This is a genomic window from Trebonia sp., assembly GCF_030042015.1.
GTDB lineage: Bacteria > Actinomycetota > Actinomycetes > Streptosporangiales > Streptosporangiaceae > Trebonia.
The window spans coordinates 1-15,160 of the sequence record NZ_JASIAL010000491.1 but is presented as its reverse complement, the minus strand read 5'-3'; the positions used below and the strand labels follow the sequence as shown (position 1 = coordinate 15,160).

Here is a 15,160-nt window from a genome sequence, read left to right as displayed (position 1 = left end):
TCAACCAGGCCCGCGCCCTGATCCTGACCGGCCCGGATGAGCTGCGGGTCCGGTTCGCCGGGAAGCGGGCCGGCGCCCTGGCGGAGGCGGTCGCGGCCCTGCGGCCCCGGCCCGGCGACGCCGCTGATTACTCACTGCGCATCGCGCTGCGCGAGCTCGGCCGCCGCGTCGAATTCCTCGACGCGCAGATCGAGCGGCTGGACGACCTGATCGTCCCGCTGGTGACCGTCCGCGCGCCGGGCCTGCTCAGCCTCTACGGTGTCGGTCCCGACACCGCCGCCTTGCTGCTGATCGCCGCCGGCGACCATCCGGAGCGGCTGCGCAGCGAGGCCGCCTGGGCCCACATGTGCGCCGTCGCCCCGATCCCCGCTTCCTCAGGCAAGACCAGGCGGCACCGGCTCAACCGCGCCGGGAACCGCGAGGCCAACCATGCCCTGTGGCGGATCGTGATCACCCGGATGAGCGCGCATCCCGCCACCCGCGCCTACGTCGAGCGGCGCACCGCGGAAGGGCTGTCGAAGAAGGAAATCATCCGCTGCCTGAAGCGGTACGTCGCCCGCGAGGTCTACCCCTATCTCCGCGGCTGACGAAAAGCTCCCGGGGCGGCCTGGCCCGCTAATCGGCTGCCGCAGACGTGCTGGCCTTCGAACGATCAGCCGACCGCCCCGGGCCCATTCCTGCAGCTGCTGACTTTCGTGACCTGATAAGAGCCTGCCCTCCACCCGGAGCGACCCATCCCTGTCTTGTCCGCCTCACAGCAGCGATCAAATCCAGCCCAATTCCCTGCCAAAGAAGGCCTTGACAACCATAGGAGCATCGATAGGCGTCAACCCCGCAACTTGGCCACACTGCCGCCCGGTTACCTGATGTGACGATTGGGCATCGCGACTTGACGACCAGACCTACCGGTTGCCCAGAGCCCCCACTACTATGGGTAACTACAGTCCAAGGTGGTTGCGCAGGAATCCCGGATTTTGCGCGGACAGTGCGCATCTTCGGCGGACAGTGCGCATTAAGGGCCGGATCCTACAGCCGGCCGTTGTAGGATCCTGACGATCATGAGCAATCGCGGTTCGCCGACCTGCGGCGTTTTGACCAGTGAGCAATGATGCGTCGCTGGCGTTCCGGATGAGCATGAGCAATTGGGTGCGGGTCCGGACCGACTCGCGAGTACGGCTACCGTGACGGCCTGTGGAGTAGTTACTGACAGCTACCTGCTGTTGCCTAGCCCAGGCGATCGGCGGCGACGGAATTAGCACGCAACGTAACCGATTGCCTCAGTAGCGAGCCGTTCTGGCGCCCTTGAGATAGTCTGCGAGTTCAGCCGGAGAACGACTTCAGCGAGGGAAGAACCCCGAGCCATTCGTCAAGTGCTGAGTTCCGGTGCGCGGCGGAGAGCAGTTCCATGGTCACTGGGCATCCTGCGGCATGCAAGGTGTTGAGATCGCGGACTGTGGGGTCGAGCCTGACCATCGCGTTCACCAGCCGCCCGGCGATGATGCTGCGGGTTTGACCGGCCGATAGTCGGCGCAGGACTTCGCGGGCTCGGCGTTTGTCCTCCGCTGTCGGGTCGAGTTGAAGCAGCGCTCCTACCAGGTGTTCCGCCGCATAGGCTCTTGTCTTGCCGGCCAGCAGCGTGAGCAGCGCCTCCCGGGCCTTGTGTTTGTCCTCAGTTGTCGGGCCGAGCAGGAGGACTCCGTCCAGTATCGGTGCGATGACCCAGCCGCCTATCTCGCCGGTCAGCAGGTTCAGCAACGCCTCGCGGTTTTCGCGTTTGGTCTGTTCTGTCGAGGCGAGCTGGACTATCCAGTCCACCAGCTTACTGGCGTCGAAGTTGTTCTGGCAGGCCAGGAGCCGGAGGAGCGCATCGCGGGCTTCGCGCTTCTCCCGTTCTGCGGGATCGAGCCTGGCTAGTCGGCCCGTCAGCCGCGCCGCATCCTGGCTGCTGCCCTGGCTGTCTGCGAGCTTGAGCCTGGTGAGGAGCATGAGCAGTGCTTTACGGACCTGATGCTTGTCCTGCTCTGTCGGGTCGAGCTTGGCTACCGCGCCCGCCAGTCGTTCGGCTCCCCAGCCGTCGTTCCGGCCGGTGAGGAGCCTAAGCAGCGCCTCGCGGACCTGGCGCTTGTCCTGCTCCGTCGGGTCGAGCTTGATTACCTCACTGGCCAGTTCTTCGGTCACCCAGCCTTTTGTCTTACTGACCAGCAGGACAATTAGCGCCTCGCGGGCCTGGCGCTTCTCCTGAGGTGTCGAGGCAAGCTGGACTAGTCCGCCTACAAGCCGTTCGGCCACCTGGTCGCCGCCCCACCCGTCGGTCTGGGTCTGGTCGGCCATCAGCCCGGCCAGCAGCCTGAGTAGGGCTTCGCGGACCTGGCGCTTGTCCTGCTCCGCCGGGGTGACCGGCGCCAGCCGGTCCACCAGCAGAGCGGTGTTTCGGGGGGAGGTGTCGCGGGGGTCGGGAGGGGAGGTCTGGCCGGGCAGCAGCCCGAGCAGCTTCTCACGGACCTGCAGCTTGTTGTGCGCCGTAGGGTCGAACCCGGCCAGCGCGCCTACCAGTTCTGTGACCTCAAAACTGCGGGTGTCCGTGGCCAGCAGCCTGAGCAGGGTCTCACGGACCTGCCGTTTGTCGTGCGCCGTGGGACCGAACTGAGCCAACTCGCTTACCAGTCTTACGGTATCTCGGCTGTCGGCCTGGTCTGGCAGGAGCCTGAGAAGCGCATCACGGACCTGGTGTTGGTCTTGCATCGTGGGGTCGAGCTCGGCCAATACGCTCGCCAGCTTTACGGCCACATCAGCTCGCGTCTCGTTGCCCAGTTGCTCGAGGAGCGCATCGCGGACCTGGCGCTTGTCCGGCTCGTCCTGGACGATCTGGTCGAACTTGCACATCAGCCGGGTGGCGGCCCAAGCGCTGACTATGGGGTTGGCCAGCAGCCTGGGAAGCACTGTGCGGGCCAGACGCTTGTCCTGCTCTGTCGGGTCGAGCTGCATCAAGCCGCCCACCAGTTCCTCGGCCCGCCAGTCACCGTTCCGGCCGTCGAGAAGGCTGAGCAGCGCCTCGCGGGCCTGGCGCTTGTCCTCCGGCGTCTGGGCCAGCTGGACGACCCTGCCCACGATGGGTCCGGTTTCTTGGCTCCAGTATTCGCGGGCCAGCAGCGTGAGGAGTGACCCGCGGGCCCGGTGTTTGTCGTCCTCTGTCGGGTCGAGCTGCATCAAGCCGCCTGCCAGCCCTGCGGCCAGGTCCCCGGCGTTGGCCTGGCCGGCGAGCAAACCGAGCAGCGCTCCGCGGGTCCGGCGCCTGTCCTCTGATGTGTGAGCGAGTTGGACTACCTCGTCCACCAGGGCCAGCGCCTGGCGGCCTCGCTCGAAATCCTCCGCACCCGGGGCGAGTTGGTCCGCTCTGTCTGTCAGCCGTTTGGAAGGGATGTGGGCCGGGTCAGCCAGTTGCCTGAGTAGCACCTCGCGGGCCTGGAGGTTCGAGGTCTCCCAGGACGCTGCCCCGCAGAGGTCGCCGGTGCAGGCTGACCGCGCGAGCGCCACCCTGGCCCGGTCAATCAATCCGGCAGCGTCGGGCGACCAGTCGGCCCTGTCGGATTCGGAGGCTGCCCTCGCGAGGAACCTGCGGAACTGCCATCCGGCATCGATGGCGGAAAGGTCCTCGGGGACCTGGTCCGACTTGGTGACATGCCGGATCAAGTCCTGCAGCAGCTGATCGCGGTCAGGGTGCATGGCGAGCGCTGACGGTGCCGAATACTCCCAGTCGGGGTCGTACCAGAGGTGAGGCAGGAGCGCTTCGGTTGCTTTGTCCGGGGGAAGGCTGGCGACGTGCTCGGCCACGAGATACTCACGGAGCGACCGGTGGATGAAGCGGCGCATGGTCTTGCCGGTCTCGAAGTCGTAGGGACCGAGCGGCGCAGCGACGTGATCGAACGCGTCTTGGTCAGCCTTCCCCAGTCGGCAGGACTCGGCCGGAATGTCGTCCGCCCATGTCCCCGTGCCGGAGACGGGGTGGCTAGTGGCCCCCGACCAGGCCAATGCCCGGAGGGCACTGAGGCAGGTGTCTACATCGGGGTGGCGGTCGTAATCACTGCGCCAGCGGCCGGTCAGCATGCGCCTGAGCACCTTGGCATAAAGGTCGTGCCTGAAGACCGGCAGCGGTTCACGGCCGCCGACGATGCAGTAGAAGGCCAGGATCAGCGGTATGGTGGCGGCCTTCTGGAGGCCGGGGCGCCGGGCGATCTGAGCGGCAAGATCGTTTCCCTGCTCTGGCCGGTGACTGAACCAGCGGTGGATGAAGGGTTCGACATCGTCGGGGTATTGCAATGGCTGCAGCTGACCGACCCGGTGGGAGTCGTTTTCCTTGTCGATGTCAAGCTGGTGGTCCCACGAGCTTGGGCGGCTGGTCAGAACGATCCGCCACGGGAGCGTACCGGCCTGGCGGAGCCGCTCGCTACAACCGTGAGCTTCGTCGAGGGAGTCGATCACCAGCACAACCGGCCCGTCTCTCGCGGTGAAAAACCTGTGGACAACTGCGCTGACCTGAAAGACGCCTAGGTCACCAAGTTGTTCGAGCGCGCTTGACACAGCCGCTTCGCGGATGATGCCACTGGCGTTGAACAGGCGCGAGCAGGTGGTGTAAAGCGGCAACTCCACGTCGGCCAGGCTGCTGCCCGCCGCCAGAGCTTCAAGGGCCTTCTGCGCGGAGCGCCGGGCGATACGCTTAGCCAGCCAGGTCTTGCCAGTGCCCGGCCCGCCCAGCACGACCAGCCGCCGACACTGCTGCGCCATCTGATCGGCGTCGAAATCCTGTCCGTCCGCCTGGCCCGGGACGGTGACCCGCAGCTTGCGTTCGATAACCGCTGGGGTGAGCATCGGCCCGCCAAAGCGACTGTGCTGCGGCCACGGGTCGCTGCTAACCCAGTCGATAAGCGCGTTGAGATACGCCACAATCTCGCTCGTGGCGATCCGACGCGATACATTGTCGCGCTCCAAGGATTGACTAGCAACCACAGGAGCGGAAGGCCGGTTCGGCAGATCGCCAAAATCGAGTGATTCCCCGCCCTGAGCACGGGCAAGTCGCTTTCGCACTGCTTCCCATGATCGATAGTCTCTAGAGCCGACCCGTATGCCGCACTGAGTTAGGAAGGCATCCAACCACCGCGGCCCTGGAAGGACTCTTCCGTTTTCTACGCGGCTTAGTTGGGATCGAGTCAGTGGAACAGGGTCATGACGGGTGGCGTCGGCAAGTCCACGGAGCGACAGGCCCGCTCCAGCTCGTACCAGCCGCAGATACGAGCCGAATTCGGCAACCGTCCTAGCCGTCGCCGGACCGCTAGGTACATCCGGTGGCGTGCCCATCCGCCTCTCCCGCTCTCGGGGGCGAAGCCCTTGTCCAGATCCCCGTACCGACAGTCTAGACGGCTCAGCTCAGAACCTTCAGCTGGCCAGGTAAAAGACCTCCGCAGTGTCCATGTCTGGCTCCAGAACGTCCCAATCCATTGTCACGGGCCGCCAGCCGTCTGATCCTGATGCTGATCAGACACGGCTAGGCGGAACTGCGGGGTACGAACTGTGTGGTGCTCTTTCGTAATCTACGAGGCATTCACGGCCGTTGCGGCTTTCCACGGAGGCTACGCCGAGCATGCCGGGGTTACGTTCGGTATTTGGATCGCCAGTATGGCCTTCCTTGTGTTCGCCTTCGTTGTCATACCTGCCGTGTTCTTCAAGGAAGAACTGCGACGCGAGGACGCACGGAAGGTCCTGCAGCAAATCCTCGACTTTGTGAGATGTTCCCGATCTCAGTAGTTCGCCAGACGCATCCCCCTTGATCCTCATACGCCATGAACCCGCCCAATCGTGACGGATGCGCAGGGACCGGAATAATGAGCCTGACCATAACGCGCGTACCTGACACCACGTGTCGGCGGCAACCACCCCGAAGCCTCGCTGCCCGCCAGCCCCGAGACCCGCGTTATGGGCAGTTCACACCGTCGCCTCGCGCAGTCTTTTCGGGCGTGGCCGACAGGAACGGCTCCTGAGTCAACCGCTCGCCGTTCACGTCCGCGTGAACGGGCCGCTCGTCGCAACCACCTGCCGGGCGCGTCAAACTACGCGAACGCGTCGCCGTCGAGCACGCCCTCGCCCACGTCGGCCACCGGCAAGGCCGCCGCGCCCGCTACACCGGCACCCGCAAGAACCTGTTCGACCTGCGCCGCGCTGCCGTTATCCACAACCTCCACGTCATGGCCCGACAAATCACTGCTACAGACGATCAACTCGCAGCGTGACTACTTGACCGGCGCTCTAATTAGCTCGCAGGCTGGGCGCTAATTCCATACGGCCATTGCGTCACATAACAGATAATCTGTGCGCCGGCCTGCCTCTATGCACCGCATTGATCATGAGTGCCGATTCGGCGATCCGCGCGCCGCGCCTGAATCTGGTGATGCTGTGGTGCCGCACTACGCGTGACGGCCGGAGTTAGTTTTCCGACGCACAGCGAGCCGGGAGAAGCTGTCAGCGTATGTCGAACCGCCCCCTTTGCTTACAAGGCGCAATCCAACGATCGCTGAACGTCGCCGACCATGGCTCGACATGGCATCTAGCTGCATTGACTGTCGCTCACAGTCGCCCTCCGTCGGTGACCGCATGTCTGCGTTGGCTCCCCGTTTGGCTCTCCGCATCCGGTGATCCGGCCGTCATTGGGTTACATATGTCTGGCTTCGCCGATACGTCGTCGAAAAGCCGTTCCCGCTGATGATCTTCCCTATGCCCAGAGGCACCGGCGACTACGCCGTGGTCTGCTTCCCTGCCCCGGTTCACGCCGGTGGCGCAGATGACACCGCCCATTTTTGCGAGTGACTACATGGATCCAGTCGGCGAGATCGGTCCGGGGCCGCCGAGGATTGCGTACTGACCCGAAGCATCGGCGGGGGCACCAACGGGAAAGCTGGCGGCATGAGCGAATACCAGATCACCGGCCCGTTCCAGAGTCACCGGGTGATCGTGGACGGCCGGCGCGTCCCGTTCCTGGAAGCGATGCCAGTCAACGGTGGCAAGGTCAGCCTGCTGCTGGACGGCCGGTACGGGCTGGACATCTCCGCGGCCGACGCTGACGCGTTCATCCCGTGGATCGCGGACGCCATCGCGATCGCCCTCGGCTACACCTGCCACCCGCGGGCCGGGAAGGAGCCGCTTCGCGCCAGCCCCTTCCCGCCCGATCACGCTATCGACTGGATCGAGACCGATCCGGCCGGGTCAGGGACACGGGGGTAGCGCATCCAGGTTGTCGTCCCACCGCTTGTCGGCGTAGGACCGCAGGGTGTCAATCCCGCAGCACCGGTACTTGGCCACTGGCACTTCCAGTCCCGTGGTCGGGCTGACCGTGCGGAACTTGTGCCCAGCGTCCATCAGCAGGTAGACGTCCTGCACGGTGACCCGCTGAGCGCCGATACCGACGCCGATGATGTGCCGGTGGCCGGCTCCGGTAGGCGCGCCCTTGCGCACGCACGTGATGAGGTACTCACTCACGGTGAATACCGCCCTTTCTCATTGACGGTCCAGGCCCCTGCTGGGCCTGGGGTGAAGAGGACGGACGGCGTGCTGCCACGGCTGTCCCCGCACGGCGGGGCGGCTGTTCAAGGCCGCTGCTCGTGAGTTATGGTTACGGGGCAACGCAAGACACCGGTGCCGTCTCATGTTCGTGGCCCCTGCGTGGGCCGGGCAGCGCTCTGATATGGGCAGGCAGGGACCAGCCGAACTTGCGGCGGGACCGGGGAGCGATGGTTGACAGGCCGTGTAGCTCCCCGGTCCCGGACTTCTCACCTCCCTATGAGGCCTCAGCTCCGCCTAAGTCTGGCACTCTGCATGCCAGACTGCTAGTCGGCGCGCGGCGCGGCGGTATTTTCCGAAAATTAGGGAACCGACCCGCCGTCAGGTTGCGTGACCCCCCGCGCTGCAGGCCGTAGCGTCGGAGGCATGGCAGCGATGGTCGCCGAGCATGACTTGTGGACTTACCGGGCGCAACTAGCCGCCCGGCTGCAAGAGACACAGGCCGAGTTGCAGCGCGTGAACGCGGCGCTGCGGGCATTCACGGGAAGCCGAGGTCGCACGTTCGACCTGCTGCGGGCATGCGTCGCCAGCGACGGCCAAGTCGACGCACACACGGCACTGGTCTACCTGATGTCGCACGGCTGGGAGCCCGAGTCACGCGGCAACCCGCTCAACGCGGTACGCAGCGGGCTGGCGCACCTAGCCGCAAGCGGGGAAATCCAGCGCGTCAGCCGGGGCGTCTACTGCTCCACAGGAGCGGCGACGTTGTAGCGTCGAGGTGGTTTCGATTGATCACCCCGTGGGCTCTCGACGTTTGCGCATGGTGAGATGCTGCCAGTCTTGCGGCCGACCGGGCTGAGGCGTGCCGACTATGCGCGCCAAACAGGTTCTATCTGCGGGCATTGGCTGTCATCGGTGTCAACTCGAACGAGATTCGCAGTAGTAGGCGACCGCTCCGAAGCATGCCCAGTTGGCGGACAGTGGCCCGTGCCATCCAAGACGCCAGAGTCGAGCAGCGGGGCCACGGTGTGTCCGTCCGTCGGGGCGAGCTGGCCGATGGTCCGACTGTGAGCGTCGTCGATTACGATGCGGTCCGGATTCTCGGCAGACGGAGTTCGCCCGAATGCGATCGGTGCACCGGGCTCTGTCCTCAGCGCCGCGACCTGGTCAGCGGCGGGAACGACCAGACGCAGAACCGTTTCGGTATCTCCGCGGCCGAGGGCGTCAAGGACGCCTGCCGACGACCGTCGTCGGCCGACCCGCCCAAGCAGCCGGTCGGCGGCCGCGATGCTGCTGGCGTCGATGAGCTCTGACCGGGACACGATGTCGAGCCAGGTACGAAACCGCTGGTAGGTGAAGCCACCGGAGGTCGCAAACAGCGCGCCAACCACGATCGCGTCGGCTCGGGCAGTGACGCCCATCGAGCTGGCGAAGCACGATCCGGGAGTCGGCACGCCGAACTTCAACATCGACGTCAAGGTCATCGGCATTGGGCGGCTTGCACCGAAGTCTGGATCACGGAAATCGAGCATGATCAGCAGCGATGACACGGCCCAGGCCAGGTCGCGACATACTAGCGAGTCCAGGACGGTCAGGAACCGCATGGGATCGCCGGGAGCGACCGCCGTGTGCGATTGCCGCAACGTGTCGACCTCGTAGCTGCGGCTCCAGTCTTTGGCCAGATTCTCGACAGCCGCCGATGTTGCCTGGTCCCGTTCGCAGAAGCGGACCATTGTCGGCAACTGCAGGGCGTCATGGATGATGCGGTCGATCAGCAGCGCCTCGTCCGCCGGATCGCGGAGGGTGACGTCGGCGAGGATCTCATCAACCGCGGCCAGCGCGGCGAGGTTGTCACCGACACCGAGCCCGGTGCGCATGAACACGCGGCGCGCCTCAGCAGGGACCGCGGACAGGACACGTCGCCCACGGCCCCCGACGTACCGGGTGAAGGAGGGGATGGCGATCTCGCTCGCGCCGATCTGACGGGCGCCGAACGTGGCGTGGGCGAAGGCGGCGAGAGCCTCATCGAGCTCAGCCTGGCGCGCCCCTCGCGAGCCGGACCAAGGAGCTCTCCGGAGATCCCGCAGGGCGAGAGCTTGATGGAAGAACCTTCCAGCGAGAGCCCGGGCTGGACGCGTGATGGCGCCTTTCGGCGACCCGCTGATTTTAGGGAAAAGTAAGGACATTGCGGGCCCGCGGGCCAGCACATCGCGGTTGGATCGGGAGAGGAACCCTTCCGGGGCGCGCCAAGCTGAGGCGGAGGCGATCGTGGTGCCGGATGAGAGTGCGGAGCAGGTGCCCGCCGCGGCAACCGTGGGACTTGACCCGGCTGAAAGACGGCTGCTGGCTGCGATGCCGCTGCACGCGATCACCTCCGTTCATGGCGAGGCCGGCTTGCGCGAACGGCTGCTCATGGAGGTCGCGCAGCTCCCTGCCGCGGATCGGGAGCGTGTCGGGGAAGCGCTTGCGCTGGCGTCGCGGCTGCACGCGCGGGACCGGCGGCAGCGCGAGCCGTACGCTAACCATCTGCTCCGGGTCACAGTCCGGATCCTGAGCCATTACCGGGTCGCTGACGCGGATGTGACATGTGCCGCGCTGTTGCACGATGCCGTTGAGGATCATGCCGGCGAGCTGGTACCTGGCGGTGTCCGGGAGGCCGCCTTCGCGGTGCTGGCCGGGCAGTTCGGGGAACGGACCGCCGGGCTGGTCGCGGCGGTCACCAACCCGGTCTGGGAGCCCGGCCGCGACGAGCACGAGCAGTACCGCGAGCACGTGGCCGCCAGCCTGGAGGCCAGCCCGTGGGCGCGGGTGATCAAGGCGTCGGATTTCACCGACAACGCGGTGGGGCTTATCCATACCACCGGGCCGAGGCTGTCGAGGCTGGCCGGGAAGTACAGCCCGCTGGTGCCGGTACTGCGCGAGCTCATCCTGCGCCCGGACACCCCGCTGGCGGCCGGCGTCAAGGACATGATCGCGGCCCAGCTCGACAGCGCCGCGGGCCGGTTCGCCGCGATATGGCACGACCACGACGCCGGAAGCGGCCCGGGCCGGCCATCCGCCACCGGGCGTGTCCCTTCCTAGAGGCCGCTGGGCACCGCTACGGCGGTGATGGGCCACTGGCGGGAGCTGGGTGCGTGAGGGAGCCAGAACTGTTCGTTCGGGATGGATGAGGACAGCTAGATGGCTGGGATCATTCGCTTGCGGGCGGCCCCCACCGGCTGCGGGCGGGGTCGTCTTCGACCTGGGGTGACCTGGGGTCGGCCTGCGGGCGGAGTCCTGGGGTGGCGGCCGACGGGCCCGCCCTGGAGGGCGGCACTGTGAGCAGCGCCTCGGCAAAGGTCCCGCGCGGCCGCCTGGCTCCGCGGCGCTCCTGAACGCCCACCAGACAGGCATTTAGCGCTGCGGAACTTGCACGGGATTGTAGATGGCCGCGTTCGCCGTCTCCTAGTGGTGCGGCTGCTGGCGGGCTACGATGCCGGGGTCGGCCTCGGCCGAGGCCGGGCCGGAGGTCGCTTCCGGCCGCGCTGTCGGGTGCGGTGTAGCGAGGGGGTAATTCTCATTCCGGCCATCAACGGGCGCCCGGTGATCAGCCGCGCTGACATGGCGGCGCGCGGGGTCCCGGCGGGTACCGTCACCAGCTGGTACCGCGACCGGACCAGGACCGGGCATCCGGAGAAGGCCGGGCGAATCGGCCGGACCGACTACTGGTATGAGGACGAGTGGACGGCCTGGTATCAGGCGCACCGGCGGGGCAAGGTCGAGTCGCTGACCCGGGTCGACCGGGCCGGCCAGCCGGACGACCTGGTTGACGCGGCGGAGGCGGCGCGGATGCTGGGGTATGCGAGCCGGTACGTGATCCACGCCAACCGCCGTCTGGGTTACTTCCCCTTGCCTGACGCCTACGGCAGGGCGAGCAGGGGCCGCCGCGCCCCGCTGTGGAAGCGCTCGACGGTGTGGGCCGCCGCCGACCGCCGCCAGGGCATGGGCGGCGGCCATAAGCCGGGCACCCCCGGTGCTCCGGCCAAGCCGCACCCGTACGCGGGTGATGAGCGGCTGGACCGTGTCGTTTCTGAGCTTCGTTCCGGTGTCCGGCCGTCGGCGGCGGGGCTGGCAGCCGACTGGGGCACCAGCAGGCGCACCGCCGAGCGCATCATCCAGGCGGCGCGGGCGCTTGTCGGGACCTGACGCCCCACACCGCACCTGATGGCAGGTGGCGACAGGTTGATGCCCGGCAAAAATGTTAGTAGATTATAAATCGTCGGAACGGGCGGCAACCCGTCCGGCGCATCCTGAACCCCCACCAGACCGAAGGGTGTGATTCACCGTGATCACGGCACCCCCCATCCGCCGGCGGCTCGTCGGCGGGACGCTGCGCCGGTACCGCGAGAACCTGGGCTACACGCTCGATGACGCGGCCCGGATCCTGGAATGCGACCGGTCCAGGATCAGCAGGATCGAGACCGGGCAGCGCGGCATCCGCGGCAGGGAACTGCGGGAACTGCTCGCCGAGTACGGCATTGACGGCGAGCAGCAGGCGGTGCTGGCCGCGGTGGCCGAGCCGCGGCAGGCTCGCGGCTGGTACCGGCCGCATGCCGATGTGCTGCCGGGCGCCTGGCAGGACTACCTGCTCCTGGAGGCGGCCGCCTCCCGGGTGCTGGCGTATGAGGCGCAGCGGGTCCCCGGGCTGCTGCAGACCCCGGCGTACGCGCGGGCGCTGGCCGACGCCGACCCGGGCCTGGCGGACGATGACGCGCGGGACCGGGCCGTTGAGGCCGTGCTGGCCCGGCAGAAAGCGATCCTGGGCGAGCGCAGGCCCGACATTCACGTGGTCATCGGGGAGGCGGCGCTGCACCAGGAGGTCGGCGGGCCAGGGGTGCTGGACGGGCAGCTCGGGCTGCTGGCCGGGGTCAGCGGCGACAGCGGCATGATCACCGTGCAGGTCCTGCCGTTCAGCTGCGGGGCGCACGCGGCCGCCGGCGTCGGCTCGCTGGCCATCTTGCAGTTCCAGCAGGCGCCCGGGCTGGGAGTCGTCCACCTGGGCGGCGCCGGCGGGGGCGTCTGCCTGGACAGCCAGGCGGACCTGGCGGCGTACGCCCGCGTGTTTGACCAGGTGAGAGCCTTCGCGTTGAGCCCGGCGGAGTCCGCGGGCCTGCTCCGCGGACTGTCGGAAATCTGAGACGGCACCGGCCTGCGCCGCCAGGGCAGCCCGGCGGCGGCACAGGCCGGCCGCCACCGTGCGCCGTCCGCGGGAACTGGCGGCCTAGATTGCGCCGGACATGCGTGCTTTGTCCGGTCTTCCCCCGGACCACATCACAGCAAGGGATCAACTGTGGGCACCTTTACCCCTGCAGCTTCCGGACAGGCCAGCCCGGCGGTTCCCGGTGAGGCGCTGACCCGCCGCGCCGTCACCGTGATCACCGCGGCGATCGTCATCATGGCGTTCGCGTTCAGCCTGGGCAACGTGACCAGGCTGTGCCTGGACCTGGGTATCACCGCGTGGATCTCCTGGCTGGTCGGCCCGGCCGTGGACCTGAGCGTTGTGGGGCTGCTGACCGGGATGCGTTTCCTGTCCCTGCACGGCTACACCGACCGCCAGCTCGCCAGGGTCCGGCGGATGCTGCGGTTCTGCGGCGTCCTCACGCTCGCGCTCAACACTTCCGGCGCGCTCGGGCACCGGATGCTCGGAACCGCCCTGGTCGACGCAGTCGGGCCAGTGCTGCTGATCGCCTGGAGCGAGATGGGGCCATGGATGCTGCGCCAGATCTACTCCGTTTGCCTCCCCGCCGCGTCGCCGCACCCGGCAGCCCGGCCCGAGACGGAGCTGCCCGGCGACCTGCTCGCGCGGGCACGGGAACTGGATGCCGGGCATCGTGCGGCGACCGGCAGGCCCATCTCGCGGGATAGGCTGCGCGAGCAGATGCGGATCGGCCGGGACCGGGCCAGCGCCCTTGTTGCCGCCGTGCGCGCTGAGGCTGCTGCCGCGGCGGCCGGGAGGTTGCAGGCGGCCTAGCCTGCCGGCGACGGATTATGGGTCTTACTCCAGCTCCATCTCGCGGTCGGCCACCTGGCCGGCAGCCTGGGGCGTCGTGGCGGGCTCAGGCGCGACCGTGGCTTCGTGGCCGATCGCCATCCGGTAGGCCTGTTCCACGGCCCGCAGCCGGGCGGCTACCCGGGTCTCGCGGGCGGCGATGGCCTGGCGGTTGCGCCTGCCGTAGGAGTCTTCGGGCAAGTGCTGCCCGAACTGCTCGACTTCGCGGACGTGGGCTTCCCGGTCACCGGCGTAAGCGGCGACGGCGAACATGGTGATGTTGGCGGTGGTGGCGTCCAGGATGAGGCTGATTGTGCGGCTTTCGGAGTCCTGGCGGGCCAGCGCAAGGACCCGGGGTCCTTCCCGGTCGGGCCAGGCAGGTTCCGGCAGGCCGCGACCGCCCCTGACGCGGTCGCGCAGCCCGGCGAGCATCACGTCGGCGCGGTCGAGCTGGTCGCAGGCGCTGCCGAAGTCCGGGCCGACCGGGCCGAGGTCGGCGCCCCTGGCGATGCAGTACTGCATCAGCCTGGCGGCCTGGGGCTGGTGCGGGTAGGCCGCCGAGCGGGCCCGGATGCGCAGCTGCGTTTTCAGCGCATGGGTGATTGTCCCGGTCTGGGCGAACCGGGCCAGGCCCCGGGCGAAATCGGCTTGCTGCGGCCGGGACGCCAGCCAGATGGCCAGCCTGCGGGCCGTGACATGGTCGATGGCGCTGCCCCGGCTGTCGGCCACCGCGACGCCGTCATCGATCAGCCGCTCGTACACGGACAGGTCGGCGAACGGACCCGTCCGTGCGTCACGGCGCACCGGGGCCCCGTTCTGCTCTCCTGCGGGAAGAGGCGTGCCGGATCGTGTGTGCCTGCACGGGACGTCAGCTCCCCGCCCGTCCGGCCTGGTAGATGACGGGCTCGGGGCCGATGTCGAGGAATTGCTCGAGATGGCGGCGGGTGATCAGGCGCCGTCTGCCGACCTTGATGTAGGCCAGGTTCCCCCGTCGCATCTGGTCATACAGCAGGTCGCGGGACAGGCCGGTCAGGCGGGCGGCCTCATCGACGGAGTAGGCCAGCCGCGTGGCTTCCTGGCCTGCTTCCGGCTCGGCGGTTCCGGCCGGTTCCGCAGTCCCGGGGGCGGCTGCAGTGCTGCGGAGGTCTGGGTCCCGGCGCTGGTTGCGGGTGCTCATCTGTGCCTGTTCCTCCGGGGTCGCGCCGGCGGGCGGATGTCAGGGGCGACGCCCGTTCCGGTGGCGGGTTTCCAGCCGCTGGCGGGCCGGTAGCCGGGGGTGTCGAGTTCGTCGTCGTCGAGGCCCGCGCCGGCGCACCAGTTGCCGGCGATGGCGCGGCGGCGGGCGGCGGTGGCCGCGCCGCGCTCGGCGCGGGTGCGTTCGGGGGCGCGCTTGTCCCACCAGGCGTCGTAGACGGTGATGATCGCGTCGCGCAGCCCGGGGGTGATGGTGATCGTGTCGCCGCGGACCAGGTCGCGGATCGTGGTGTCGTTGACGCCGACGGCGCGGGCGATGCGCGCCGAACCGTGGCCCATCACGTGCAGGGCGCGGAGCCGCAGCCGGGTGCCTGCCGCGCCGGTGCGGGCCGG

General features: G+C 68.0%; 13 protein-coding genes and 2 pseudogenes. 8 read left to right on the top strand and 7 right to left on the bottom strand.

Annotated elements, in window-relative coordinates; all coding sequences use genetic code 11:
* On the top strand, nucleotides 1-587 hold a 587-nt coding region (locus tag Q1N79_RS26140), incomplete at its 5' end, for a transposase (RefSeq protein WP_300613473.1).
* A gap of 733 nt (nucleotides 588-1,320) precedes the next feature.
* Here Q1N79_RS26140 and Q1N79_RS26135 read toward each other — a convergent pair.
* Nucleotides 1,321-4,986 (bottom strand): NACHT domain-containing protein, encoded by a 3,666-nt coding sequence (locus Q1N79_RS26135; RefSeq protein WP_300613471.1) that lies wholly within the window; start codon nucleotides 4,984-4,986, stop codon nucleotides 1,321-1,323.
* Nucleotides 4,987-5,130: 144 nt separating this feature from the next.
* Nucleotides 5,131-5,352: pseudogene (locus Q1N79_RS30875) on the bottom strand (helix-turn-helix domain-containing protein); the annotation flags it as partial.
* A 737-nt stretch (nucleotides 5,353-6,089) separates the two neighbouring features.
* Between Q1N79_RS30875 and Q1N79_RS26130 the strand changes: the two are divergent.
* Both Q1N79_RS26130 and Q1N79_RS26125 read left to right on the top strand, forming a co-directional pair.
* Nucleotides 6,090-6,281, top strand: a pseudogene (locus Q1N79_RS26130) (IS5/IS1182 family transposase); the annotation flags it as partial.
* 670 nt (nucleotides 6,282-6,951) lie between these two features.
* Nucleotides 6,952-7,269, top strand: coding sequence for a hypothetical protein (locus Q1N79_RS26125; protein ID WP_300613468.1), 318 nt, complete (start codon nucleotides 6,952-6,954; stop codon nucleotides 7,267-7,269).
* Here Q1N79_RS26125 and Q1N79_RS26120 read toward each other — a convergent pair.
* Nucleotides 7,252-7,524, bottom strand: a complete 273-nt coding sequence (locus Q1N79_RS26120; protein ID WP_300613466.1) for a DUF3892 domain-containing protein — start codon at nucleotides 7,522-7,524, stop codon at nucleotides 7,252-7,254. The genes Q1N79_RS26125 and Q1N79_RS26120 overlap by 18 nt on opposite strands.
* Before the next feature lie 447 nt (nucleotides 7,525-7,971).
* Here Q1N79_RS26120 and Q1N79_RS26115 point away from each other — a divergent pair, with 447 nt between their 5' ends.
* Nucleotides 7,972-8,316: a hypothetical protein gene (locus Q1N79_RS26115; protein WP_300613464.1), complete on the top strand. Its 345-nt coding sequence runs from the start codon at nucleotides 7,972-7,974 to the stop codon at nucleotides 8,314-8,316.
* Between the two features lie 98 nt (nucleotides 8,317-8,414).
* On the opposite strand, the gene Q1N79_RS26110 is transcribed toward Q1N79_RS26115, so the two are convergent.
* Nucleotides 8,415-9,428: a hypothetical protein gene (locus tag Q1N79_RS26110; protein WP_300613462.1), complete on the bottom strand. Its 1,014-nt coding sequence runs from the start codon at nucleotides 9,426-9,428 to the stop codon at nucleotides 8,415-8,417.
* 385 nt (nucleotides 9,429-9,813) lie between these two features.
* On the opposite strand from Q1N79_RS26110, the gene Q1N79_RS26105 reads away from it, so the two are divergent.
* From Q1N79_RS26105 to Q1N79_RS26090, 4 genes are all read left to right on the top strand, one after another.
* Nucleotides 9,814-10,626 carry an HD domain-containing protein gene (locus Q1N79_RS26105; protein WP_300613459.1) on the top strand — a complete coding sequence of 271 codons (813 nt, stop codon included), beginning with the start codon at nucleotides 9,814-9,816 and terminating at the stop codon, nucleotides 10,624-10,626.
* Between the two features lie 501 nt (nucleotides 10,627-11,127).
* Nucleotides 11,128-11,730 carry a hypothetical protein gene (locus Q1N79_RS26100; RefSeq protein WP_300613457.1) on the top strand — a complete coding sequence of 201 codons (603 nt, stop codon included), beginning with the start codon at nucleotides 11,128-11,130 and terminating at the stop codon, nucleotides 11,728-11,730.
* Between the two features lie 139 nt (nucleotides 11,731-11,869).
* On the top strand, nucleotides 11,870-12,721 hold the full coding sequence (locus Q1N79_RS26095) for a helix-turn-helix transcriptional regulator (RefSeq protein WP_300613455.1): 852 nt from the start codon (nucleotides 11,870-11,872) through the stop codon (nucleotides 12,719-12,721).
* A 153-nt stretch (nucleotides 12,722-12,874) separates the two neighbouring features.
* Nucleotides 12,875-13,555: a hypothetical protein gene (locus Q1N79_RS26090; protein WP_300613452.1), complete on the top strand. Its 681-nt coding sequence runs from the start codon at nucleotides 12,875-12,877 to the stop codon at nucleotides 13,553-13,555.
* Between the two features lie 24 nt (nucleotides 13,556-13,579).
* Here Q1N79_RS26090 and Q1N79_RS26085 read toward each other — a convergent pair whose 3' ends face one another.
* The 3 genes from Q1N79_RS26085 to Q1N79_RS26075 form a co-directional block, all read right to left on the bottom strand.
* A complete protein-coding gene (locus Q1N79_RS26085) occupies nucleotides 13,580-14,377 on the bottom strand; it encodes a hypothetical protein (RefSeq protein WP_300613450.1) in 798 nt (265 codons plus the stop codon).
* Between the two features lie 64 nt (nucleotides 14,378-14,441).
* On the bottom strand, nucleotides 14,442-14,750 hold the full coding sequence (locus tag Q1N79_RS26080; RefSeq protein WP_300613448.1) for a helix-turn-helix domain-containing protein: 309 nt from the start codon (nucleotides 14,748-14,750) through the stop codon (nucleotides 14,442-14,444).
* Nucleotides 14,747-15,160 (bottom strand): hypothetical protein (locus tag Q1N79_RS26075; protein WP_300613446.1); only part of this gene is annotated, 414 nt, incomplete at its 5' end. The genes Q1N79_RS26075 and Q1N79_RS26080, both read right to left, overlap by 4 nt.